This is a genomic window from Blautia sp. BIOML-A1 (genome assembly GCF_009883055.1).
Classification (GTDB): Bacteria; Bacillota; Clostridia; order Lachnospirales; family Lachnospiraceae; genus Blautia_A.
In genome coordinates this window covers 53,032-76,630 of record NZ_WWVR01000007.1, presented here as the reverse complement: position 1 = coordinate 76,630, position 23,599 = coordinate 53,032, and the positions used below count along the sequence as shown (strand labels likewise).

General features: G+C 45.5%; 23 protein-coding genes. 22 read left to right on the top strand and 1 reads right to left on the bottom strand.

All coding sequences use genetic code 11. From position 1 onward, the window contains the following. Nucleotides 1–151 precede the first annotated feature (151 nt). The 15 genes from GT674_RS05265 (at nt 152) to GT674_RS05195 (ending at nt 16,411) form a co-directional block, all read left to right on the top strand. Nucleotides 152–2,077: a DNA gyrase/topoisomerase IV subunit B gene (locus GT674_RS05265; RefSeq protein ID WP_161284758.1), complete on the top strand. Its 1,926-nt coding sequence runs from the start codon at nt 152–154 to the stop codon at nt 2,075–2,077. A gap of 17 nt (nt 2,078–2,094) precedes the next feature. Continuing rightward, complete coding sequence (locus GT674_RS05260) at nt 2,095–4,341, top strand: DNA gyrase/topoisomerase IV subunit A (protein WP_161284757.1); 2,247 nt, start codon at nt 2,095–2,097, stop codon at nt 4,339–4,341. A gap of 128 nt (nt 4,342–4,469) precedes the next feature. Beyond that, entirely contained in the window at nt 4,470–4,934 is a 465-nt protein-coding gene (gene rimP / locus GT674_RS05255) for a ribosome maturation factor RimP (protein ID WP_161284756.1), read from the top strand. Between the two features lie 62 nt (nt 4,935–4,996). Beyond that, nucleotides 4,997–6,184 (top strand): transcription termination factor NusA, encoded by a 1,188-nt coding sequence (gene nusA / locus GT674_RS05250; protein ID WP_161284755.1) that lies wholly within the window; start codon nt 4,997–4,999, stop codon nt 6,182–6,184. Between the two features lie 3 nt (nt 6,185–6,187). Then, nucleotides 6,188–6,469 carry an RNase P modulator RnpM gene (rnpM, locus tag GT674_RS05245; RefSeq protein ID WP_161284754.1) on the top strand — a complete coding sequence of 94 codons (282 nt, stop codon included), beginning with the start codon at nt 6,188–6,190 and terminating at the stop codon, nt 6,467–6,469. After that, nucleotides 6,453–6,764 (top strand): L7Ae/L30e/S12e/Gadd45 family ribosomal protein, encoded by a 312-nt coding sequence (locus GT674_RS05240; RefSeq protein WP_227239882.1) that lies wholly within the window; start codon nt 6,453–6,455, stop codon nt 6,762–6,764. Before rnpM ends, GT674_RS05240 begins: the two co-directional genes overlap by 17 nt. A gap of 19 nt (nt 6,765–6,783) precedes the next feature. Continuing rightward, entirely contained in the window at nt 6,784–9,483 is a 2,700-nt protein-coding gene (gene infB, locus GT674_RS05235) for a translation initiation factor IF-2 (RefSeq protein WP_330585474.1), read from the top strand. 8 nt (nt 9,484–9,491) lie between these two features. Then, a complete protein-coding gene (rbfA, locus tag GT674_RS05230; RefSeq protein ID WP_161284753.1) occupies nt 9,492–9,878 on the top strand; it encodes a 30S ribosome-binding factor RbfA in 387 nt (128 codons plus the stop codon). Between the two features lie 62 nt (nt 9,879–9,940). After that, entirely contained in the window at nt 9,941–10,903 is a 963-nt protein-coding gene (locus tag GT674_RS05225; RefSeq protein WP_161284752.1) for a DHH family phosphoesterase, read from the top strand. Further along, nucleotides 10,903–11,787, top strand: a complete 885-nt coding sequence (gene truB, locus GT674_RS05220) for a tRNA pseudouridine(55) synthase TruB (RefSeq protein WP_161284751.1) — start codon at nt 10,903–10,905, stop codon at nt 11,785–11,787. Before GT674_RS05225 ends, truB begins: the two co-directional genes overlap by 1 nt. A 23-nt stretch (nt 11,788–11,810) precedes the next feature. Next, nucleotides 11,811–12,716, top strand: coding sequence for a bifunctional riboflavin kinase/FAD synthetase (locus tag GT674_RS05215; protein ID WP_161284750.1), 906 nt, complete (start codon nt 11,811–11,813; stop codon nt 12,714–12,716). 143 nt (nt 12,717–12,859) lie between these two features. Beyond that, a complete protein-coding gene (gene rpsO / locus GT674_RS05210; protein WP_161284749.1) occupies nt 12,860–13,126 on the top strand; it encodes a 30S ribosomal protein S15 in 267 nt (88 codons plus the stop codon). A 159-nt stretch (nt 13,127–13,285) separates the two neighbouring features. Continuing rightward, entirely contained in the window at nt 13,286–15,379 is a 2,094-nt protein-coding gene (locus GT674_RS05205) for a polyribonucleotide nucleotidyltransferase (RefSeq protein WP_161284748.1), read from the top strand. Between the two features lie 2 nt (nt 15,380–15,381). Beyond that, a complete protein-coding gene (gene nrdG / locus GT674_RS05200; protein WP_161284747.1) occupies nt 15,382–15,873 on the top strand; it encodes an anaerobic ribonucleoside-triphosphate reductase activating protein in 492 nt (163 codons plus the stop codon). Nucleotides 15,874–15,895: 22 nt separating this feature from the next. Then, nucleotides 15,896–16,411 (top strand): deoxyuridine 5'-triphosphate nucleotidohydrolase, encoded by a 516-nt coding sequence (locus GT674_RS05195; RefSeq protein WP_161284746.1) that lies wholly within the window; start codon nt 15,896–15,898, stop codon nt 16,409–16,411. 120 nt (nt 16,412–16,531) lie between these two features. On the opposite strand, the gene GT674_RS05190 is transcribed toward GT674_RS05195, so the two are convergent. Next, on the bottom strand, nt 16,532–16,906 hold the full coding sequence (locus tag GT674_RS05190) for a DUF1292 domain-containing protein (protein WP_161284745.1): 375 nt from the start codon (nt 16,904–16,906) through the stop codon (nt 16,532–16,534). A gap of 163 nt (nt 16,907–17,069) precedes the next feature. Here GT674_RS05190 and GT674_RS05185 point away from each other — a divergent pair, with 163 nt between their 5' ends. From GT674_RS05185 to GT674_RS05155, 7 genes are all read left to right on the top strand, one after another. Beyond that, nucleotides 17,070–17,828: an exodeoxyribonuclease III gene (locus GT674_RS05185; RefSeq protein WP_161284744.1), complete on the top strand. Its 759-nt coding sequence runs from the start codon at nt 17,070–17,072 to the stop codon at nt 17,826–17,828. Between the two features lie 35 nt (nt 17,829–17,863). Further along, complete coding sequence (locus GT674_RS05180) at nt 17,864–19,759, top strand: Type II secretory pathway, pullulanase PulA and related glycosidase (protein ID WP_161284743.1); 1,896 nt, start codon at nt 17,864–17,866, stop codon at nt 19,757–19,759. Further along, nucleotides 19,719–20,273, top strand: a complete 555-nt coding sequence (locus GT674_RS05175) for a DUF5662 family protein (protein ID WP_161284782.1) — start codon at nt 19,719–19,721, stop codon at nt 20,271–20,273. Before GT674_RS05180 ends, GT674_RS05175 begins: the two co-directional genes overlap by 41 nt. 192 nt (nt 20,274–20,465) lie before the next feature. Then, nucleotides 20,466–20,843 carry a GntR family transcriptional regulator gene (locus GT674_RS05170; RefSeq protein ID WP_161284742.1) on the top strand — a complete coding sequence of 126 codons (378 nt, stop codon included), beginning with the start codon at nt 20,466–20,468 and terminating at the stop codon, nt 20,841–20,843. Beyond that, complete coding sequence (locus GT674_RS05165; protein WP_161284781.1) at nt 20,843–21,691, top strand: ABC transporter ATP-binding protein; 849 nt, start codon at nt 20,843–20,845, stop codon at nt 21,689–21,691. Before GT674_RS05170 ends, GT674_RS05165 begins: the two co-directional genes overlap by 1 nt. After that, nucleotides 21,688–22,344, top strand: coding sequence for an ABC-2 transporter permease (locus tag GT674_RS05160; RefSeq protein WP_161284741.1), 657 nt, complete (start codon nt 21,688–21,690; stop codon nt 22,342–22,344). The genes GT674_RS05165 and GT674_RS05160 overlap by 4 nt, the downstream gene beginning before the upstream one ends. Before the next feature lie 134 nt (nt 22,345–22,478). Continuing rightward, nucleotides 22,479–23,570 carry a DUF362 domain-containing protein gene (locus GT674_RS05155; protein ID WP_161284740.1) on the top strand — a complete coding sequence of 364 codons (1,092 nt, stop codon included), beginning with the start codon at nt 22,479–22,481 and terminating at the stop codon, nt 23,568–23,570. The last annotated feature ends 29 nt before the right edge of the window (nt 23,571–23,599 follow it).

Genomic DNA, 23,599 nt, shown 5'->3' with positions numbered 1-23,599 from the left:
TTTTTTCCAAAGATATGCTTTGTTCTACCTGTATTCCCAAAATTCTGTCAAAACTCTGTCTTGAAAATTGGAAACGGATAAGGTATGATATAGAACAAATGTTTGAATAGCAGACTCCGACTGGAGTATAAGAAAGGAAATGAATATACCCATGGCAAAAAAGCAAACCTATGATGCTGGCAGTATCTCGGTTCTGGAAGGGCTGGAGGCAGTCCGGAAACGACCGGGTATGTATATTGGAAGTACGTCCCGTAAGGGATTGAATCATCTGATCTATGAGATCGTAGACAATGCAGTGGATGAGCATCTTGCCGGATACTGCAGTGAAATCCATGTGACACTGGAGAAGGATGGTTCCGCTACGGTGACAGATAATGGCCGGGGAATCCCGGTAGACATGCATGAGAAGGGAATGTCTGCGGAGAGACTGGTGTTTACGACGCTGCATGCAGGCGGTAAGTTTGACAATGCCGCATACAAGACCAGTGGAGGACTTCATGGCGTGGGTTCTTCTGTTGTCAATGCACTTTCGACGTATCTGGATATCCGTATCAGCAGAGATGGATATGTACATCATGATCATTATGAGAGAGGAATCCCGACCGTTGAGCTGGAGGAGGGACTTCTTCCGAAACTGGGAAGAACGAAATCGACAGGAACCTGCATTAATTTTCTTCCGGATCCGGAAATTTTTGAAAAAACCCGTTTTTCTGCGACAGAGGTCAAAAGCCGCCTTCATGAAACCGCATACCTTAATCCGGCACTGACGATTTATTTTGAGGATCTGCGTGCAGCAGAGCCGGAGAAACTGGAATACCATGAACCGGAGGGAATCATCGGATACATCCGTGATCTGAACCGCAATTCGGAGGCACTGCATGAGCCGGTTTATCTGAAAGGTGAGGCGGATGGTATCCAGGTAGAAGTGGCTTTTCAGTATACCAGTGATTTTCGTGAGAATGTTCTTGGTTTCTGTAACAATATTTACAATGCAGAGGGCGGAACACATCTGACCGGATTTAAAACAACATTTACCACGGTGATGAACAATTATGCCCGTGAGATTGGTGTCCTCAAAGACAAAGACCCGAATTTTACAGGGGCTGATATCCGAAATGGAATGACGGCAGTTGTTTCCATCAAGCACCCTGCTCCGAGATTTGAAGGACAGACCAAGACAAAGCTCGACAATCAGGATGCGGCCAAGGCTACAGGCAAGGTTCTCGGGGAACAGCTGGTCCTTTATTTTGACCGGAATCTGGAAACTCTCAAAGCCATTCTCTCCTGTGCAGAGAAGGCTGCCAAGATCCGAAAGACGGAAGAGAGAGCCAAGACGAATCTTCTGGTCAAACAGAAATATTCCTTTGACTCTAATGGCAAACTGGCAAACTGTGAGAAGAAAGATCCTTCTCAGTGTGAGATTTTTATCGTAGAGGGAGATTCTGCGGGCGGTTCTGCAAAGACAGCCAGAAACCGTAATTATCAGGCTATTCTTCCGATCCGCGGAAAGATTTTGAATGTTGAGAAAGCGACCATCGATAAGGTTCTTGCCAATGCGGAGATCAAAACCATGATCAATGCATTTGGATGTGGCTTTTCCGAAGGCTATGGCAATGATTTTGATATCAGTAAACTTCGCTATGACAAGATCGTGATCATGGCGGATGCCGATGTCGACGGTGCACATATCTCAACATTGCTCCTGACACTTTTTTATCGTTTTATGCCGGAGCTTATCTATGAGGGACATGTCTATATTGCGATGCCACCTCTTTATAAGGCAATGCCCAAAAAAGGACCGGAGGAATATCTCTACGACGATAAGGCACTGGAGAGGTACCGCAAGGCTCATAAACCGGGAAGCTTTACTCTTCAGAGATATAAGGGTCTGGGTGAGATGGATGCAGAACAGCTCTGGGAGACAACTCTGAACCCGGAGACAAGAAGAATGAAGCGTGTGGAGATCGAGGATGCGCGTCTGGCTTCCAGTGTGACAGAGATTCTTATGGGAAGCGAAGTACCTCCTCGTAAGGCATTTATTTATGAACACGCAGCAGATGCGGAACTGGATATTTAAGGGAGGATGCACAAGTTATGGAAACAAAACAGGAAAATGTGATCCGTACAGACTATTCGGAGATTATGCAGAAATCATATATCGATTATGCCATGAGTGTTATTATTTCCCGTGCACTCCCGGATGTAAGAGATGGCCTGAAGCCTGTACAGAGAAGAACCTTATATGATATGTATGAACTGGGGATCCGCTATGACCGCCCATATCGTAAATGTGCCCGTATTGTCGGAGATACAATGGGTAAATATCATCCGCACGGAGACAGTTCCATTTACGATGCTCTGGTTGTTATGGCACAGGACTTCAAAAAGGGCAGGACTCTGGTGGACGGACATGGAAATTTCGGTTCCATCGAGGGAGATGGTGCGGCAGCCATGCGTTATACGGAAGCCCGCCTGGAGAAACTGACACAGGAAGTTTTTCTTGGGGATCTTGACAAGAATGTTGTCGACTTTGTGCCGAACTTTGATGAGACGGAGAAAGAACCGTCGGTTCTTCCGGTCAAAATTCCGAATATCCTGGTGAATGGTGCCGAAGGAATCGCGGTAGGTATGGCGACCAGCATCCCGCCTCATAACCTGGGAGAAGTGGCGGATGCGGTCAAGGCATATATGAAAGATAATACGATCAGTATCAAGGGTCTGATGCGCTACATCAAGGGACCGGATTTCCCGACAGGTGGAATTGTCGTCAACAAGGATGAGCTTCACAAGATCTATGAGACGGGAACAGGTAAGATTCGTCTTCGCGGCAAGGTGGAGGTCGAGAAAATCAAAGGCGGCAGGAAACAGCTTGTGATCACAGAGATCCCGTATACTATGATCGGGGCAAATATTGGTAAGTTTTTGAATGATATTGCATCTCTGATCGAGACAAGGAAGACAACGGATATCGTAGATATCTCAAACCAGTCTTCCAAGGAAGGAATCCGTATCGTACTGGAACTTAAGAAGGATACAGACGTAGAGAATCTTACCAATATGCTGTATAAGAAAACGCGTCTGGAGGATACTTTTGGCGTCAATATGCTTGCAGTGGCAGACGGAAGACCGGAAACCTTAAGCCTGAAGCAGATCATTGAGCATCATGTGGAATTCATGTTTGATGTGACGACCAGAAAATACAGAACCCTTCTGGCCAAAGAGCAGGAGAAGCAGGAAATCCAGGAGGGACTGATCAAAGCCTGTGATGTGATCGACCTCATTATCGAGATCCTGCGAGGAAGCAAAAACCGTGAACAGGTCAAAAAGTGTCTGGTGGATGGTGTGACAGAAGGAATCCGTTTCAAGACCAAAACCAGCGAAAAGGCAGCCTCAAAGCTCAGATTCACAGAGAAACAGGCCGGTGCGATTCTGGATATGCGTCTGTATAAACTGATAGGACTGGAGATTGAGGCACTTCAGGCAGAATATCAGGAGACGATGAGGAACATTGCCCTGTACCAGGATATCCTGAACAATTATGATTCCATGGCGGCGGTGATCACCAGAGAACTGGATGCCATCAAGAAAGAATATGGAAGCAAACGCCGTACTTCTGTTGAGAATGCAGAGGAAGCTGTCTATGAAGAGAAGAAGATGGAAGAGACAGAGGTCTGCTTCCTGATGGACCGCTTCGGTTATATGAAGCTGATAGACAAAAATGCCTATGAGCGAAACAAGGAAGCGGCGCATAATGAGAACCGCTGTGTGTTCCTGTGCATGAACACGGACAAAATCTGCATCTTTACAGATAAAGGAAAGATGCACTCGATCAAGGCAGCAGATATTCCGCTGGTACGCTTCAGGGATAAGGGGACACCGGCAGATAATCTGAGTAATTATGACAGCAGTCAGGAGAGGATGCTGTATGTTGCACCTCTTGGACAGATCCGTCAGGATCAGCTCTTGTTTGTGACCAGGGCTTCTATGTGCAAGCTTGTGGAGGGAACAGAATTTGATGTAGCCAAGAGAACGATCGCTGCCACGAAGCTTGCGCAGGATGATGAGCTTGTCTTTGTGGGAAGTGCAGGCGAAATGGAACAGGTAGTATTCCAGAGCAATGGAGGATACTTCCTTCGTTTCCTGAAGCAGGAGATATCCACCGCCCGCAGAGCAGCACTGGGTGTGCGTGGAATGAAGCTTGCACAGGAAGATTATGTGGAGCATGCATATCTTCTCAGTGGTCATCAGGAGTACGCGATCTCTTATCATGACAGGGAATACCCGCTCAATAAAGTACGTCTTGGGAAGCGTGATACCAGGGGCATAAAACCAAGAAGTTAAAAAATCCTTGCTTTTCGGGCTGTAAGGTGCTATGATATAAATTAACATGATACAGGACAGGATGAGAGTGGACTTCGGTCCACTCTTTTTGCGAGATTGTCCAAATGTGTGAAAGGCAGGTGGAAAATATGAGCAGACGGGATGAATATGAACAGAAGGCAGAGGCAATGCTGGCACCGATCGTTGAGGAAGCAGGGTTTGAGCTTGTAGATGTGGAATATGTCAAGGAAGCAGGAAACTGGTATCTGAGAGGATACATTGACAAACCGGGCGGAATCACGGTTAATGACTGCGAAGCAGTAAGTCGTAAGTTCAGCGATAAGCTGGATGAAGATGATTTTATCGAAGACAGCTATATTATGGAAATCAGTTCCCCGGGTCTTGACAGACCTTTAAAGAAAGAAAAGGACTTTGTCAGAAGCATGGGTAAGCTGGTAGAAATCCGTACTTATCGTCCAATAGAAAAACAAAAGGAATTCTGTGGAATCTTAAATGCATATGATGATAACAGTGTGACGATCGAGGAGGATGGTACCTTACGCACATTTGATAAGAAAGACATAGCCCTGATCCGGCTGGCAATTGAATTTTAGATTACTGTTTCAGGAAACACGATACAGATATGCTTTGATAAAATGAGGAGGAAATTAAAAAAATGAACAAAGAGTTAATGGACGCTCTGAATGTCCTGGAAAAAGAAAAAAATATCAGCAAAGATACACTTCTGGGAGCAATCGAGCAGTCTCTGATCCAGGCATGTAAGAACCATTTCGGTAAAGCAGACAACGTACATGTAATGATCAATCCTGATACCTGTGACTTCAGCGTTTATGCTGAACGTGAGGTAAAGGAATTTGTAGAGGATCCGGCACTTGAGATTTCTCTTGCAGATGCACAGAACATCAATGCCAATGCAGAGCTTGGTGATGTGATCAAGGTTCAGATCCAGTCCAAGGAGTTCGGACGTATCGCAACACAGAATGCAAAGAACGTTATCCTTCAGAAGATCCGCGAGGAGGAACGCAAGGTTCTGTATGATCAGTACTATGGAATGGAGAAAGAAGTAGTAACAGGTATCGTACAGCGTATTATGGGCAAAAATGTCAGTGTAAATCTCGGCAAGGCAGATGCGATCCTGTCTGAGAAAGAGCAGGTCAGAGGAGAGGAATTCCAGCCGACAGAACGAATTAAAGTATACATTCTGGAAGTTAAGGATACTCCTAAGGGACCGCGTATCGAGGTTTCAAGAACACATCCGGGTCTTGTAAAGCGTCTCTTTGAATCTGAGGTTGCAGAAGTAAAGGATGGCACAGTTGAGATCAAGAGCATTGCCAGAGAAGCTGGTTCCCGTACCAAGATCGCTGTATGGAGCAATGATCCGGATGTTGATCCGGTCGGAGCATGCGTTGGTATGAACGGTGCGAGAGTAAACTCTGTTGTTGAGGAGCTTCGCGGTGAGAAGATCGATATCATCAACTGGGATGAGAACCCGGCAATCCTGATCGAGAATGCATTAAGCCCGGCAAAGGTAATCGCAGTTATGGCAGATCCGGATGAGAAGACTGCACTGGTTGTAGTTCCGGATTATCAGCTTTCTCTTGCAATCGGTAAAGAAGGTCAGAACGCCCGTCTTGCAGCCCGTCTGACAGGCTTCAAGATCGACATCAAGAGTGAGACACAGGCAAGAGAATCCGGCGACCTGTATGACTATGATGAGGAAGAAGAACTTGACGCAGAAGCTTCTGAGGAAACAGAGCCGGCAGCTGAGACAGAAGCTGAAGAAACTGAAACAGTTCTGGAAGAATCCAGCGAAACTTCCGAAGAAGAGACAACAGAAGAATAATCTATGAAGACAAAAAATAAAATTCCGATGCGTCAGTGTACTGGCTGCAGAGAAATGAAAAGCAAAAAAGAAATGATCCGTGTGCTTAAGACACCGGAAGATAAGATCGTTCTTGATACGACAGGCAGACAGAACGGAAGAGGTGCGTATGTATGTCCTTCTTCTGAATGCCTCGAGAAGGCGATCCGCAATCACGGAATCGAGCGGTCACTTAAGACTGTGGTTCCACAGGAGGTCTACGAAGACCTGAAAAAGGAGTTAAGTAAGATTGAAAAACAACAATAAAGTTTTGTCACTGCTGGGCCTTGCCACCAAAGCAGGCAAGGTTGCCAGTGGAGAATTTTCTACAGAGAAATCTGTAAAATCAGGAAGAGGATTCCTCGTTCTGGTTGCTGATGATGCATCACAGAATACGAAGAAGAAATTCCAGAATATGTGTGATTTTTACGAAGTACCGATTTATTTTATTGCAGATAAAGAGGAACTGGGCAAATTCTGCGGAAAAGAATTCCGCGCCAGCCTTGCGGTACAGGATGAAAACTTTGCAAAGGCAATGTTAAAGGAACTCCAGAAATTATAAATCTGAAGGAGGGGTTCATGTGCCGAAGACAAAATCAGTTGAACAAGAAATTTTAACCAGGGGAAAGGAGCGGACTACTAAGGTGGATAATTCCAGAACAGAAGAAAAGATGATGACAGCGGGACCGGAAGCAGACAAAGCAGAGTCTCCTAAAAAGAAAAAAAATATCATTCGTGTATATCATGCACAGAATGCAAGTGACGGAGGTAAAACAAGACCGAAACGTCAGAATAATAATACAGAGAGAAAACCGGCTGTAAAGCCTCAGGCAGCACAGAAACCTGCAGAAGAAGTTAAGAAAGCACCGGCAGAGGCACCGAAGGCTGCAGCTCCTGCACAGAATAATTCTGCAAGACCACAGCGACAGGAACAGTCCGGATACAATAATAACAGAAATCAGAACCGTCAGAACAACCGCGATGGAAGAGATAATAATCGCGATAACCGCGGCGGTGATAACAGAGGCCGTGATTTCCGCGGTGGAGAGAGAAGATTTTCTGACCGCAATAATACAAACGGAGGCCAGGGTCAGGGACGTGGCGGAAACCGCCCGGCAAGACCACAGGGAGAAGGCCGTCCGGCGCGTCAGGGTGATGGCAATGGTCGTCCGATGAGAGGTCAGGGAGGCCGTCCGCAGCAGGGTGGTCAGGGAAGACCACAGCAGGGCGGAAACGGAAGACCGGATTCCAACAGAGGCGGATTCGGCGGCAATAACCGCAGCGGACAGAGAAACGGAAGCGCAAGAAGAGATAACGATGCTGTATTTACTCCGGAACTGACCAAGACATCCAAGGACAGCAAGAGAGAGCGCGACAGAGAGAATAAGAATAAGAAGAAAGAATTCGATAAGAATTCCGGTGCAGGACATAACAGACCAAATCAGGGAGGAAGAAGAAATCTCTCCAGAATTCCGAAGGCTCTTCAGAAGCCAGCTCCTCAGCCGAAACAGGAAGAGAAGAAACCAGAAGTAAAAGAGATCACACTTCCGGAGAAGATGACAATTCGTGAACTGGCAGAAGCAATGAAGATGCAGCCATCTGTAATTGTCAAGAAGCTTTTCATGGAAGGAACCATGGTAACTGTAAACCATGAGATCGATTTTGAAAAAGCACAGGAGATCGCTCTGGGCTATGACATCATTGCAGAGCCGGAAGAGAAAGTGGACGTGATCGGAGAACTTCTTAAGGAAGACGAAGAGGATGAAGCAGATATGGTTTCCAGACCGCCTGTAGTTTGTGTTATGGGTCATGTTGACCACGGTAAGACATCTCTTCTGGATGCGATCCGTGATACCCATGTAACGAGAGGCGAGGCTGGTGGAATCACACAGCATATCGGTGCTTCTGTTGTAGAGATCAATGGACAGAAGATCACCTTCCTTGATACACCGGGACATGAAGCGTTTACAGCTATGCGTATGCGTGGTGCAAACTCCACAGATATTGCAGTTCTTGTAGTAGCAGCAGACGACGGTGTCATGCCGCAGACGGTAGAGGCGATTAGCCATGCCAAAGCAGCAGGTGTTGAGATCATTGTTGCGATCAACAAGATCGATAAACCAAGTGCAAACGTAGAGAGAGTAAAACAGGAACTTTCCGAGTATGAACTGATTCCGGAAGACTGGGGCGGAAGCACCATCTTTGTACCGGTATCTGCCCATACAGGAGAGGGAATCGATAATCTGCTTGAGATGATCCTTCTTTCAGCAGAGGTACTGGAGCTTAAAGCAAACCCGAACCGTGCAGCAAGAGGTCTTGTGATCGAAGCACAGCTTGATAAAGGTAAAGGCCCGGTTGCGACAATCCTTGTACAGAAGGGAACCCTTCATGTTGGAGATTTCATTGCAGCAGGTGCATGCAGCGGTAAAGTACGTGCAATGATGGATGACAGAGGAAGAAGAGTAAAAGAGGCAGGACCATCCACTCCGGTTGAGATCCTTGGTCTCAGTGATGTTCCGAATGCAGGGGAGATCCTGATGGCATTCCCAAGCGACAAGGAAGCCAAGAACTTTGCGGCTGCCTTTGTTACAGAGAATAAGAAACATCTGCTTGAAGAAACAAAGGGCAAACTTTCTCTGGATAATCTGTTTGATCAGATCCAGGCAAGCGATCTCAAGGAGCTTCCGCTTATCATCAAGGCAGACGTACAGGGATCTGTAGAGGCAGTGAAACAGAGTCTTACCAAGCTTTCCAATGAAGAAGTTGTTGTACGTGTGATCCACGGTGGTGTTGGTGCAGTCAATGAATCTGACGTATCCCTTGCTGCAACCTCCAATGCGATCATCATCGGCTTTAACGTTCGTCCGGATCCGATGGCAAAACAGCTTGCAGATCAGGAAGGTGTGGATCTTCGTCTTTATAAAGTTATTTATCAGGCAATCGAGGATGTAGAGGCAGCAATGAAGGGTATGCTTGATCCGGTATTCGAAGAGAAAGTCATCGGTCACGCAGAGGTACGTCAGCTGTTCAAAGCATCCGGTGTCGGTACGATCGCGGGAAGCTATATCCTGGATGGTATTTTCCAGAGAAACTGCAAGGTTCGTATCACAAGAGAAGGTGAGCAGGTCTTTGAAGGTGAGCTCGCATCTCTGAAACGTTTCAAAGACGATGTCAAAGAAGTCAAGACAGGATACGAGTGTGGTCTTGTATTTGACGGTTTCAATGATGTCAAAGAGGAAGATAAAGTAGAGGCTTATATCATGGTAGAGGTACCAAGATAGGAGAATACATGAGAAAAAACAGTATTAAGAATACCCGTATCAATGGTGAGGTCCAGAAGGAACTGAGCACGATCATCAGAAATGAGGTCAAAGATCCCCGTATTCATCCAATGACTTCTGTCATGGCTGTGGAAGTTGCACCTGACCTTAAGACCTGCAAAGCATTTATCAGTGTCCTTGGCAGCAAAGAGGCAAAGGATGCAACGATCCAGGGCCTTAACAAGGCAGAGGGATATATCAGAAGACAGCTGGCAAGAAATCTGAATCTGAGAAATACACCGGAGATCCGCTTTATTCTGGATGAGTCCATCGAGTACGGCGTAAATATGTCAAAACTGATCGACGATGTAACAAAAAAAGATGCTTCCGCAGGAAAGACAGCGGAGGAAGAATAAGACAGACTGGGGCTGAGCCTGCCCGGATTGTCCCAAACAGTAACGGAATAAGAGGGAGTGTCATGAAGAATATTTCAGAAGTACTGAAAGATGTTAAAACAGTAGGTATCGGCGGACATGTCAGACCTGACGGTGACTGCGTTGGTTCCTGTATGGCGTTGTATCTCTATATCAGGAATTATTTTCCGGATGTAGATGTCAGTGTATATCTGGATCATCCGAAACCAATCTTTGGTCATATAGACCGTATCGGAGATATTAAGACAGAAGTAGAAGAAGGCAGAGAATTTGATCTGTTTATTACCTGTGATGTCAGTGCGCGTGACCGCCTGGCAGTTGCAGGTGCTGCTTTTGACCATGCAAAGAAAACAGTCTGCATCGATCATCATATAAGTAATCCGGAATTCGCGGATATCAACTATGTGAAAGGGGATATCAGCTCGTGTTGTGAAGTACTTTACGGGCTTCTGGATCCGGAGAAGGTAGACCGTCCGATCGCAACTGCGGTCTATACCGGAATGATCCATGATACCGGAGTGTTTCAGTATTCCTCCACTTCTTCTGAGACCATGCGTATTGCAGGGGAATTGATGAAACAGGGGATCCCTTTCAGTAAGATCATTGATGAATCTTTTTATGAAAAAACTTATCTTCAGTTACAGGTTATGGGCCGTGTGCTGGCAGAGAGTATCCTTCTTCAGGACGGAAAGTGCATTGTAGGCTATCTCCGCAGAAGAGACATGGAGTTTTATGGAGTGGAGGGCAGTGATCTGGATGGTATCGTCAGCCAGCTCCGCCTGACCAGAGGTGTGGAAGTTGCAATCTTTATCTACGAGACGGAGACGCAGACCTTCAAGGTCTCACTCCGCTCCAACGGTAAGGTTGATGTGAGCAAAGTTGCCGTCTTCTTTGGCGGAGGCGGACATACAAGAGCGGCCGGCTGTGATCTCCAGGGTTCCATGTACGATGTTGTGAATAATCTGACGGCAGAAATCGAGAAACAGTTTGGTGAGAAGGAGGAATAATGGACGGAGTTCTGATCATTCGAAAAGAGAAGGGATATACCTCTCATGATGTGGTTGCAAAACTTCGGGGAATCCTCCACATGAAGAAAATTGGTCATACCGGAACACTGGATCCAGATGCCGAGGGCGTTCTCCCAGTTGTGCTCGGAAGAGCGACGAAACTGGTGGATCTTCTGACTGAGAAGCGTAAAACGTACGAGGCACTTCTGCATCTGGGGATAGAGACAGATACGCAGGATATGACAGGTGAGATCCTGAGCGAAAAACCAGTAACCGTCTCCGAGGAGGAAGTGACTGCCGCGATCCGCAGCTTTCTGGGAGAGCAGCAGCAGATTCCGCCGATGTATTCGGCTCTTAAGGTAAATGGTAAGAAGCTGTATGAGCTTGCAAGAGAAGGCAAGACCGTGGAACGTAAGGCGCGTCCGGTCTGCTTCTATGAAATAGAGATCCTGGAGATGAAACTTCCGCTTGTTCGTTTTTCTGTCACCTGCAGTAAGGGAACCTACATCCGTACCCTGTGTCATGATATCGGGCAGAAGCTGGGTTGCGGTGCCTGTATGGAAGAACTTACCCGTACAGCTTCCGGTGAGTATCGCTGGGAAGACAGTATCACCCTTGATCAGGTGCAGAAAGAAATGGAAGAGGGGATCCTTGAACAGAGAATCCTCTCTGTTTCAGAAGTCCTTAAAGCATATCCGCAGATCCGGTGCAATAAATTCGGAGACCGTCTTCTTCTGAACGGAAATGCACTGCCGGATACCATGACAGAAACACAGAGCAAAAAAGGCTGGGTACGGATGTGCACCAGCGAGGGAGTTTTTCTGGGGATTTATGAGTGGGATAACAAAAAGCACCGTTATCAGCCTCAGAAAATGTTTCTCTGAAATAAAATCGGGAGTCAGAATACATGGAATACATGAAGATTGAAGGTCAGTTTCCAAAGTTTTCCAACTGTGCAGTCACCCTTGGAAAGTTTGACGGAATTCATCGCGGACACAGGAAACTGATCCAGAAGATCCAGGATCACAAGAAAGAATATGGAACCACATCGGTGGTTGTTGCCTTTGTGTCCGATCGTCAGACAATCCTCACAGGAGAAGAAAGAAGACTGCTTCTTGAAGATATGGGAGTGGATGTCCTTCTGGAATGTCCGCTGAACGAGCAGATACGGCATATGAAGGCGGATCAGTTTATCCGCCAGATCCTGGTTGGCGCACTGCAGGCCTCTTTCGTAGTAGTAGGAGAGGATTACCGGTTCGGCTATGAGCGGAAGGGCACACCTGAACTTCTCAAAAAATCCGGTCTGAAATATGGCTATAGTACAGAGATTGTTCCGAAGGAAATGGATGGAAATCGTAAGATAAGCAGTACATTTATCCGGGAAGAACTCAAAAAAGGCAACATGGAAAAGATATCCGAGCTTCTTGGAACCGATTTTTTTGTGGAAGGTACGGTGGAACACGGAAAAGGTCTTGGGCATAAGAAATTTTTCCCGACAACCAATCTGATCCCTCCCAAACAGAAGCTCATGCCGCCAAACGGTGTCTATGTGACAGTGTCAAAGTTTGGAGAAACCGAATATCAGGGAATCACCAATGTCGGATATAAGCCGACAATCGGTGAGGATTTCCTTGGTGTTGAAACCTATCTTTTTGACTGCGACAGGGATTTGTATGGACAGGACTGCGTAGTTTCTTTCCTCAGATTCCAGAGGCCGGAGCGTAAATTTGCTTCTTTCGAGGCACTCAAGGCACAGATCGCAAGGGACATCGAAGAAGGACACTTATTTTTCGAAAATAAAGTTCAAAAATAAATAATTATCTTGTTTACACGTTGGATGTTTTATGCTATACTATTCGAGGTGTAAATCAGCCCATATTCAGAGATTGGAATCTCCAACCGTTTCTTAATATGTGGCGTTTCATTCATAATAATATTTTTAAGGAGGAAATCACAATGATTTCAAAAGAAAAAAAACAGGCAATCATGAAAGAATATGCAAGATGCGAGGGTGACACAGGATCACCGGAGGTACAGGTAGCAGTTCTTACAGCAAGAATTCAGGAGCTGACAGAGCATTTAAAGACACATCACAAAGATCATCACTCCAGACGTGGTCTTCTGAAGATGGTTGGTCAGAGACGAGGACTTCTGGCATACCTGAAGAAAACAGACATCGAAAGATACCGTGCACTGATTGAGAAATTAGGTTTAAGAAAATAATTAGTATACGGACGGGGCGGATAAACCATCCGCCCCATTTTTAAATGAAAAAACAGAAGTTATTTCCGAGACTACTGAAAAGGCTATTGGTTTCAGTGGATTTTTCAGTCGTTTCGGACTTCTGTAAAATTAAAACGCAAGAAATAAAGGAGAAAAGATATGTACAAAAGTTATTCTATGGAATTAGCCGGAAGAACACTGACTGTAGATATTGGTCGTGTTGCAAAGCAGGCTAACGGCGCAGCTCTGATGCATTATGGTGATACAACTGTGCTTTCTACTGCAACAGCATCCAAGGAGCCAAGAGAAGGAATCGATTTCTTCCCTCTGAGTGTTGAGTATGAAGAAAAAATGTACGCAGTAGGCAAGATTCCAGGAGGATTCAATAAAAGAGAAGGTAAGGCAAGCGAGCACGCAATTCTGACATCTCGTGTTATCGACCGTCCGATGCGTCCGCTGTTTCCGAAGGATTACAGAAACGATGTGACACTGGTAAACATGGTTATGTCTGTGGATCCTGAGTGTAATCCGGAGATTCCGGCTATGCTTGGTTCCTCTATCGCAACCTGTATTTCCGATATCCCGTTTGATGGTCCTTGTGCTACCACACAGGTTGGTCTGATTGACGGAGAGTTCATCATCAACCCGTCTCTGGCTCAGAAGGAGCTTTCTGATCTTCAGCTGACAGTTGCTTCCACAAGAGAGAAGGTTATCATGATCGAGGCCGGAGCAAACGAAGTACCGGAAGATCTGATGATCGAAGCAATCTACAAGGCACATGATGTGAACCAGGAAATTATCCGTTTTATCGACAAGATTGTTGCAGAGTGCGGCAAGGAGAAGCATCTCTACGCTTCCTGTGCAGTACCGGAAGAACTGTTTGAGGCAATTCGCAAGATCGTGCCGTCAGAGGAAATGGAAGAGGCAGTCTTCACAGATGATAAACAGACAAGAGAAGAAAATATCCGTGAGATCACAGCAAGACTTCAGGATGCGTTTGCTGACAATGAAGAGTGGCTTGCTGTTCTCGGAGAAGCAGTATATCAGTACCAGAAAAAGACTGTTCGTAAGATGATCTTAAGAGATCACAAACGTCCGGATGGCCGTCAGATCACACAGATCCGTCCGCTGGCAGCAGAAGTGGACATCATCCCGCGTGTTCATGGTTCTGCTATGTTCACACGTGGACAGACACAGATCTGCACCATGACAACTCTGGCTCCGCTTTCAGAGGCACAGAGAATTGACGGACTTGATGAGTTTGAGACATCCAAGAGATATATGCATCATTACAACTTCCCGTCCTACTCTGTAGGTGAGACAAAACCGTCCAGAGGACCGGGACGTCGTGAGATCGGACATGGAGCACTGGCAGAACGTGCACTTGTTCCGGTACTTCCGTCAGCAGAAGAGTTCCCATATGCGATCCGTACAGTATCTGAGACATTTGAATCCAACGGTTCTACTTCTCAGGCAAGTATCTGTGCATCCACCATGTCTCTTATGGCAGCAGGTGTACCGATCCGTAAACCGGTTGCAGGTATCTCCTGTGGTCTTGTTACAGGAGCAACAGATGACGATTACATCGTACTGACAGATATCCAGGGACTGGAAGACTTCTTTGGAGATATGGACTTCAAGGTTGCAGGTACACATGATGGTATCACAGCGATCCAGATGGACATCAAGATCCATGGCCTGACAAGACAGATCGTAGAAGAGGCAATCCGCAGAACAAAAGAAGCAAGAGAATATATCCTCACAGAGGTTATGGAGAAATGCATCGCAGAGCCGCGTACTCAGGTAAATAAATATGCACCGAAGATCATTCAGCTTCAGATCGATCCTCAGAAGATCGGAGATGTTGTTGGTCAGAGAGGCAAGACCATCAATGCCATCATCGAGCGTACAGGTGTTCAGATCGATATCACAGATGAAGGTTCTGTATCTATCTGCGGCGTTGACCAGCACGGAATGGACGAAGCAAGAAAGATGATCAAAACCATCGCAACTGATTTCGAGGCAGGTCAGATTTTTGAAGGTACAGTTGTAAGCATCAAGGATTTCGGTGCCTTTGTTGAGTTTGCTCCTGGCAAAGAGGGAATGGTTCATATTTCCAAGATCAGTGATCACAGAATCGACAAAGTAGAAGATGTTCTTACTCTTGGCGACAAGGTAAAAGTAATCTGCCTTGGCAAAGACAAGATGGGAAGAATGAGTTTCAGTATTAAGGATGTACCGGAAGAAGCATAAAAATGAGATATCATAATATAACCAAGGATGATATGCTGAATGGAGACGGACTTCGGGTGGTACTCTGGGTTGCCGGATGCAATCACTGTTGCCGGGAGTGCCAGAATCCCATTACCTGGGATCCAAATGGCGGACTTCCGTTTACAGAAGCAGAGGAGAGGGAGATTTTTGCCGAACTGGATAAGGAGTATGTAAGCGGTATCACTTTTTCAGGAGGAGATCCGCTTCATCCGTCCAATATTTCAGCAGTAACAGCCCTTGCACGTAAAATCAAAGAAAAATATCCGAACAAAACCATCTGGCTTTATACAGGTTCCCTCTGGGAAGAGATCCAGCATGAAGAAATCCTTCGCTATCTGGATGTACTTGTAGACGGAGAGTTCCAGGTAGATAAACTGGATGTCGGATTGAAATGGAAGGGATCTTCCAATCAGCGTGTGATTGATGTTCCGTCTACTCTTTGTGAACACAGGATCGTTCTTCATGCCGAATAAATGAGAAATCCAGGAGGACAAAATGAAAAGGATTGCAAAATTTCACAAAGTAAGTGCAGAGCGTTTTATGGCAGACTGGAAAGATACTTTTCCGGAGACAGCAGAGGAAACGATTGCCGACATTTATAATAAAATCAAGCTTCCGGTAAGAGCAACAGCAGGAAGTGCAGGATATGATTTCTTTTCACCTGTGGACATTACACTGAATCCGGGCGAGACCGTCAAGATTCCGACCGGAATCCGTGTGGAGATGGAGCAGGACTGGGTCCTGAAATGTTATCCGAGGAGCGGACTGGGCTTCAAATATCGTCTGCAGCTCAATAATACGGTTGGGATCATTGACAGTGATTATTTTTATTCTGACAATGAAGGACATATTTTCTCGAAGATCACCAACGACAGCAATGAGAGCAAGTCTGTAAGCATTCAGGCCGGAACAGGATTTATGCAGGGGATTTTTGTAGAATATGGAATTACAGTAGATGATGATGCACAGGGCATCCGTAATGGCGGCTTTGGAAGCACTACGCAGAAATAAAATACAGTAAATACAAAAGCGGAGTTCCCGGACTTTAGTGTTCCGGATACTCCGCTTGTTTTGTGCTGTGAAATATGTGCTGTGAAATAGTAAATGAATATCAGTAACTGCGAATAAGAATTATTCCAGTGTTTCGCCTTCTTCTGCTCTGCGGGCATTGTCAAGTACAATATCAAATGCTGTGGCTGCTGCCTGGTACTCCGCGTCATCCTCGATGTTGGCAAGCATCGGATCGCCGTTCTCTGTACGGGAGAAACGATAGAGATAAACCTCTCCGCTCTGATTCTGGCCGTTCTCGTCCAGCGGAAGAAGTGCAATGTATTCCTGCTCATCTATCGGGAAGACTGTAAGGATCGCACATTCGACCTCTGTATCATCCTCCAGTGTCAGTGAAATTGTGCTGTGACCTTCTTCAGGGTCAGCTCCGCCGCAGTTCAGTCCGCAGGTTGCACAGTCACTCGGTGCACATTTGGAATTTGTAAATTCATCACTCATAATTGAATTCCTCACTTTTGTTTTCTTTTGGTTATTTTATTCATTTTATCAGAAAACACAGGGATTTACAACGGTTGCTCTGTGCAAAAAATAAAAAAATGTATTTTAACTCACTCAGGAATCATGTATAATAAATGATATAAAAAAATGAAGGAGAAACGAAATGAAATTTGTTTCATGGAATGTAAATGGAATCAGAGCATGTCTGACCAAAGGGTTTGAAGATAGATTTCGGGAACTGGACGCAGATATTTTTTGTCTGCAGGAGACGAAATGTCAGCAGGGACAGGTCAAGATTGAACTTCCGGGCTATCATCAGTACTGGAATTATGCAAACAGGAAGGGATATTCCGGAACGGCGATCTTTACAAAGCAGGAGCCGCTTTCTGTTTTTTATGGGATAGGAATAGAAGAACATGACAAGGAAGGACGTGTGATCACTCTTGAGTTTGATCATTTTTATTTTGTAACGGTATATACGCCAAATTCTCAGACGGAACTGAAGCGTCTTTCTTATCGAATGGAGTGGGAGAGAGATTTTCTCGCATATCTTCTGAAGCTCCAGGACAAAAAGCCGGTCATCTGCTGCGGAGATCTGAATGTCGCACATCAGGAGATCGATCTTAAGAATCCTAAGACCAACCACAAAAACGCAGGATTTACGGATGAAGAGAGAGGGTGCTTTACGAAAGTCCTGGAAAGCGGATTTATTGATACGTTCCGCTATTTTTATCCGGATCAGGAAGGGATTTATTCCTGGTGGTCCTATCGTTTCAGAGCCCGTGAGAAGAATTCAGGATGGAGAATCGACTACTTCCTGGTATCACCTGCCCTCAGGGAGTATTTGAAGGATGCGGTGATCCACACGGAGATCATGGGATCGGACCATTGTCCGGTTGAGCTGGATACAGAGCAGCTCTGATCATAGAAGGCATGTATAAGGAGGAGAGAGGGATTATGTACGATCAAAGCGGGCTTTTGATACACGAAGGCAATCCGATGCTGCCTGGTGCCACAAAAGTTTCCGGGGGAATAAATTTTGCTGTGGAGGTTCCCGCTGATGAAGAAGCTTCTCTGATTCTGTATCATAAGGGAGAAGCAGAACCGGTAGAAGAGATTCCTTTTACAGAAGCAAATCGGACCGGCCGTATGTGTGCAATGATGGTGTCCGGATTTAAGCCGGAACAATATGAATATAATTTTCGAATAGATACAAAGGTATGTCAGGATCCGTATGCTTATGGCCTGACAGGAAGAGAAGCATTTGGCAAAATAACAGATAAGGAAGATGAGCACAAAATAAGATGCAGTTTTCTCAATACAAAGGGATATAACTGGATGGGAGATGCGGCACCAAAGATCCCTTATCAGGATATGCTTCTTTATAAAATCCATGTCAGGGGTTATACAAGACAGGCAAAGATCTCACCCAAAAAGAGAGGTACCTTTGCAGGTCTTACAGAAATGATTCCCTATTGGAAAGAACTGGGCATCAATGCGATTGAATTAATGCCATGTTATGAATTTATGGAAAAATCTGTGGCAGACTCTGGAAAGGTCATGATCCGGCAGAAGCATCAGAAGGGCCGGATCAATTACTGGGGATATCAGCCGGGATTTTATTTTGCACCCAAAAGCGCTTACTGTGCTACCAGGAAACCGCAAAAGGAGTTCTGCGATATGGTGAGGGCCTTTCATGAGGCTGGAATAGAATGTATTATGGAAATGTATTTCCCGGCAGATACCGCACCGATGAAAGCCCTTTATGCATTGTGGTTCTGGAAAAAATACTATCATGTGGATGGTTTCCATCTGGTAGGAGATGGTGTCCCGAAGGAACTGATCGAGAGAGATCCGTTCCTGTATGGAGTCAAAAAAATGTTTTCTGATATTTCCGGACAGCCCGACAAAGAGAATATGCTGGCAGAGTACAACAGAGGATTTATGCAGGATATGCGCCGCCTTCTCAAGAGTGACGAGGGGATGATCGCCGGAGCACAGTTTCATATTAAGAGAAACACAGGAGATTTCGGAACGATCAATTACATGGCGAGTCAGGATGGATTTACTCTGTATGACACCGTGACTTATAATTACCGCCATAATGAAGCGAACGGAGAAGAGAATCATGACGGCAGTGATTATAATTATTCCTGGAACTGCGGTGTAGAAGGCGCGACGAGGAAGCAGGCAATCCGCCGTCTCAGGGAGAAGCAGCTTCGAAATGCTTTTCTCATGCTGCTTTTGAGTCAGGGTACACCGATGCTTTATGGAGGAGATGAGTTCGGCAATTCACAGGGAGGAAATAATAATGCCTGGTGTCAGGATAACAGCACAGGCTGGACGGACTGGAAATCATTCAAAAAACAGGAGAAATTGTTTTCCTTTGTGAAGAAAGCGATTGAATTCCGAAAGGAGCATCCGATCCTTCATATGCCGAATGAGCTTCGAAACGTAGATTATATGGCCAAGGGATTTCCGGATATTTCCTTCCATGGAGAACGTGCGTGGTTTTTAAATATGGAAAACACCAGCCGCCTGATCGGGATCATGTACTGTGGAGATTATGCTGAGAGAGCAGACGGAACAAAAGATGACTTCCTTTATATAGGTTACAATTTTCACTGGGAGGAGAGGAAAATCGCATTGCCAAACCTTCCGGATGGAGTGACATGGAGAAAGATTGTCGACACCTCGGATCAGGAAGAAGAAAAATGGTTCCGGGAAGACAGTGTAAGTTACAAAAAAGTAATAGATATCAATCCACGTACCATTGTGGTGCTGGTGGCAAGGCAGGAGGAGGTAGAGGATGATGCATCCGTGGCTGCACTTCAAGACGATAACAAAGCATAAATTACTGGTGATGAAATATTGTTTCCGGATCGGACTGTATAAGCAGGGGCTGCTTCATGACCTTTCCAAATATACGCCTGCGGAATTTCTGGTGGGCTGTAAATATTATCAGGGAACGAGAAGCCCGAACAATGCAGAGCGGGAGGACATCGGAGTTTCCACTTCGTGGCTACACCACAAGGGCCGGAACAAGCATCATTTTGAGCACTGGGTTGATTATTCTCTTGATAAGAATCATGTGATCATGGGAGCTCAGATGCCACGTAAATATGTGGCAGAGATGGTTATGGACCGGATCAGTGCTTCGCGGAATTATCTGGGAGATGCCTATACAAGCAGCCAGCCTCTGGAATATTTCATGAAGAGCAAAGAAGACCTCTGGTTTATTCATCCACAGACCAAGAAAGAACTGGAAGCGCTTCTTCGCATTCTGAATGATCATGGTGAAGAAAAACTTCTCCACTATATCAAATATAGATATCTTAAGGGAGAAACAAGAAAAATCAAATATTGAGAGAACAGGATAAACGCCTTTTTTCTGTCATGATCGGTCAGTCTGGTCTGGTGACAGGGAGAAGGCTTTTTTGCTTTATAGGAAATTACTCCGTAATGTGTTGGATGTTGGGATAGAAAAATGATAAACAGTATATAACAGTTGACAACAGTATAATGCTGTTATATACTGTTTATACAAGGAGGGATGAAGTTGGATCTTATTATTAATCATACTTCCATGGAACCGATCTATGAGCAGATCATGATTCAGATCAAGGCAGGAATAATAGAAGGTACACTGACTGCGGGAGCGGCACTTCCTTCCGTGCGTGCACTTTCCAGAGAACTAAAGATCAGTGCGCTCACGGTGAAAAAAGCTTACGACAGTCTGGAAGAAGAAGGTCTGGTCGTAACTGTCCATGGAAAGGGAAGCTTTATTGCAAATACAAATCAGGAGCTTCTAATGGAAGAGAGGCGCAAGGAACTGGAGAAGGAACTCGAGGCAGCCGTCCGAAGGGCACAGGCCGGAGGGCTGACTGAGAAGGAGATCAGAGAGACATTTGATATTATAATGGAGGACAGGCTATGATGATAGAATTCGATCATGTGATTAAGAAATATAATGATTTTACGCTTGATCTGAATATGCAGATTCCTAAGGATCGGATCATCGGGCTGATCGGGGCAAATGGAGCCGGAAAGAGTACGACCTTTAAGCTTATACTTGGTCTTATCCATCCGGATCAGGGCAGCGTAAAAGTATTGGACAGGACAGCGCAAGATCTGAAACCCGAGCAGAAACAGGAGATTGGCACAGTGTTTTCAGACAGCGGATTTTCGGAATATCTGAAAGTGAATCAGCTTATTCCGGTTATGAAGCGGTTTTACCCGGACTTCAGGGAAGAAGAGTTCGCTGAAAGATGTGAGAAATTTCAGATTCCACGGAACAAACAGATCAGAGATTTCTCTACCGGAATGAAAGCAAAGCTGAATGTGCTCCTTGCACTCAGCCATGGCAGCAGATTGCTGCTTCTGGATGAGCCGACAGCGGGGCTGGATGTGGTTGCCAGAGAAGAAATCCTTGATCTTCTGCGGGAATATATGGAGATCCCGGGGCGTTCCATCGTGGTCAGTTCCCATATTTCCGGGGATCTGGAGCATTTCTGCGATGACCTGTATATGATCCATGAAGGGGAAATTGTTCTTCATGAGGAGACGGACCGTATTCTTGAGGAATATGGATTTCTCAAAGTGACAGAGCAGGAATACGAGGCACTTGATAAAGAATATCTTCTGCGTGTGAGGAAGGAGCCGTTTGGATACAGCTGCCTGACAGACCAGAAGCACTATTATCTGGAAAACTACCCGGAGATCGTAGTTGAGAAAGGTAGTGTGGATGAGGTGATCACCATGCTGGTGAAAGGAGAGACATTATGAGTGGATTGTTAGCGAAAGATATGGAACTGCTCAAAATAAATATGAAGACATATCTGGCTGTTTTCCTGATCGGATTTATGTATCTGATCGTACAGAAGAATGGAAGCACTTTCTTTGTGTACTATTCGATTTTTGTAAGTATTGGTGTCTCTGTCGGAACGATTTCCTATGATGCTTATCACCATGGAATGAATTATCTGATGACCCTTCCTGTTACCAGAAAACAGTATGTATGGTCGAAATATCTGCTTGGTTTCTGCTTTGCAGCAGTGACAGGTATGGCTGCTCTGCTCATTGGGATATTGAAAGTTCAGGTTACCGGAAATCAGGAAATGCAGGACCTTCTGATCAGTGCAGGTGTCTCAATGATCCTTGCAGGGATGATTCTTTGCGGAACGATTCCGCTGCGGTTAAAGTACGAAGCGGAGAAAAGCAGAATCATCATGGTAGCGGCAGCAGCGGCACTTTTTTTGCTGGTGGCGGTATGCAGGGAAGGGTACAATATATATAAGAAAGGTTTTGTGAGAGGCTTTGAGTTTCTGGAAAGAATTTCCGGATGGCAGACAGCATGTCTGCTGATCGTATTGCTGATGATCTGCACGGCAGTATCTGTAAAAGTCAGCGAGCGGATCATGGAGAGGAAAGAGTTCTGATTAGGCTGCTGTGAACGGAGTGAACAGTAACAATAAAACTAATCCCCCTCTTAAAATAATTAACTGGAATATTTTTCCCAAATACGTTATCCTGTAAAAAGAGAAAATATAGATGCAGGCAGGAGGAGCATTTTATGGAGAAAAACCAGATTTTTATAAAAAGTGGAACAGAATACAAAAAGATCACCAAAGAACTTCTGGCAGAGAGTAATCTGGCAGAGCTGATCGGTGACCGTGACAAAATGGTTGGCATCAAGCCAAACATGGTTTCGGCATCGGATCCGTCCAATGGTGCCACGACACATACGGAGATCATTGCCGGAATCCTGGAATATCTGAAGGAGAATGGCTTCCGCAAAATGATGATCCTGGAAGGCTCCTGGGTAGGGGATCGTACCTCAGATGTATTTGAGGTGTGCGGTTATCAGCAGATATGTGATGGCTATGATGTGGAATTTCATGATACCCAGAAGGACAAAAGCTTTACAAAAGACTGCAGAGGACTGGAACTCAAGATTTGCAGCAGTGTAAAAGAGGTGGACTTCCTGATTAATGTGCCGGTTATGAAGGGACACTGTCAGACAAAGATCACCTGTGCACTTAAGAATATGAAAGGACTGATCCCAAACACAGAGAAACGTCATTTCCATTCGATGGGTCTTCACAAGCCGATCGCACATTTAAACACAGGAATCCATCAGGACTTTATCGTAGTTGACAATATCTGTGGAGACCTGGATTTTGAAGACGGTGGAAATCCGGTAGTCATGAACCGTATCTGGACAGCACTGGATCCGGTACTTGTGGATGCATATGTCTGTCAGCAGCTTCATTACAGAGTTTCCGATGTTCCGTATGTGAAGCTTGCCGGAGAGCTTGGAGTCGGATGTTCTGATATCTCAAAAGCAGATATCCGCATACTGGGTGAAGATGTTCAGCAAAATATTCCGAGACGACGCAAGGTAGTAGAGGTGGCTGATGCGGTAGAGGAAGTGGATTCCTGCAGTGCCTGCTATGGATATCTGATCCCGGCACTGGATATGCTGAAGCAGGAAGGACTTCTCGAAAAACTTCATGAAAAAATCTGTATCGGACAGGGATACAGAGGTAAGAGCGGAGAATTGGGAGTCGGACATTGTACCAGAAACTTCAGACATCATGCAGAAGGCTGTCCGCCGACAGAAAACCAGATCTATGAATTTTTAAAAGAATATATTTCCAGATAAAATGCGTGGGGGAATGATAATACATTCCC

Excerpts from the sequence above, each read along its gene's own strand:
- GT674_RS05265 (WP_161284758.1), top strand. The coding sequence starts at position 152 with ATGGCAAAAAAGCAAACCTATGATGCTGGCAGTATCTCGGTTCTGGAA.
- GT674_RS05260 (WP_161284757.1), top strand. The coding sequence starts at position 2,095 with ATGGAAACAAAACAGGAAAATGTGATCCGTACAGACTATTCGGAGATT.
- rimP (WP_161284756.1), top strand. The coding sequence starts at position 4,470 with ATGAGCAGACGGGATGAATATGAACAGAAGGCAGAGGCAATGCTGGCA.
- nusA (WP_161284755.1), top strand. The coding sequence starts at position 4,997 with ATGAACAAAGAGTTAATGGACGCTCTGAATGTCCTGGAAAAAGAAAAA.
- rnpM (WP_161284754.1), top strand. The coding sequence starts at position 6,188 with ATGAAGACAAAAAATAAAATTCCGATGCGTCAGTGTACTGGCTGCAGA.
- rbfA (WP_161284753.1), top strand. The coding sequence starts at position 9,492 with ATGAGAAAAAACAGTATTAAGAATACCCGTATCAATGGTGAGGTCCAG.
- GT674_RS05225 (WP_161284752.1), top strand. The coding sequence starts at position 9,941 with ATGAAGAATATTTCAGAAGTACTGAAAGATGTTAAAACAGTAGGTATC.
- truB (WP_161284751.1), top strand. The coding sequence starts at position 10,903 with ATGGACGGAGTTCTGATCATTCGAAAAGAGAAGGGATATACCTCTCAT.
- GT674_RS05215 (WP_161284750.1), top strand. The coding sequence starts at position 11,811 with ATGGAATACATGAAGATTGAAGGTCAGTTTCCAAAGTTTTCCAACTGT.
- rpsO (WP_161284749.1), top strand. The coding sequence starts at position 12,860 with ATGATTTCAAAAGAAAAAAAACAGGCAATCATGAAAGAATATGCAAGA.
- GT674_RS05205 (WP_161284748.1), top strand. The coding sequence starts at position 13,286 with ATGTACAAAAGTTATTCTATGGAATTAGCCGGAAGAACACTGACTGTA.
- nrdG (WP_161284747.1), top strand. The coding sequence starts at position 15,382 with ATGAGATATCATAATATAACCAAGGATGATATGCTGAATGGAGACGGA.
- GT674_RS05195 (WP_161284746.1), top strand. The coding sequence starts at position 15,896 with ATGAAAAGGATTGCAAAATTTCACAAAGTAAGTGCAGAGCGTTTTATG.
- GT674_RS05190 (WP_161284745.1), bottom strand. The coding sequence starts at position 16,906 with ATGAGTGATGAATTTACAAATTCCAAATGTGCACCGAGTGACTGTGCA.
- GT674_RS05185 (WP_161284744.1), top strand. The coding sequence starts at position 17,070 with ATGAAATTTGTTTCATGGAATGTAAATGGAATCAGAGCATGTCTGACC.
- GT674_RS05180 (WP_161284743.1), top strand. The coding sequence starts at position 17,864 with ATGTACGATCAAAGCGGGCTTTTGATACACGAAGGCAATCCGATGCTG.
- GT674_RS05175 (WP_161284782.1), top strand. The coding sequence starts at position 19,719 with ATGCATCCGTGGCTGCACTTCAAGACGATAACAAAGCATAAATTACTG.
- GT674_RS05165 (WP_161284781.1), top strand. The coding sequence starts at position 20,843 with ATGATAGAATTCGATCATGTGATTAAGAAATATAATGATTTTACGCTT.
- GT674_RS05160 (WP_161284741.1), top strand. The coding sequence starts at position 21,688 with ATGAGTGGATTGTTAGCGAAAGATATGGAACTGCTCAAAATAAATATG.
- GT674_RS05155 (WP_161284740.1), top strand. The coding sequence starts at position 22,479 with ATGGAGAAAAACCAGATTTTTATAAAAAGTGGAACAGAATACAAAAAG.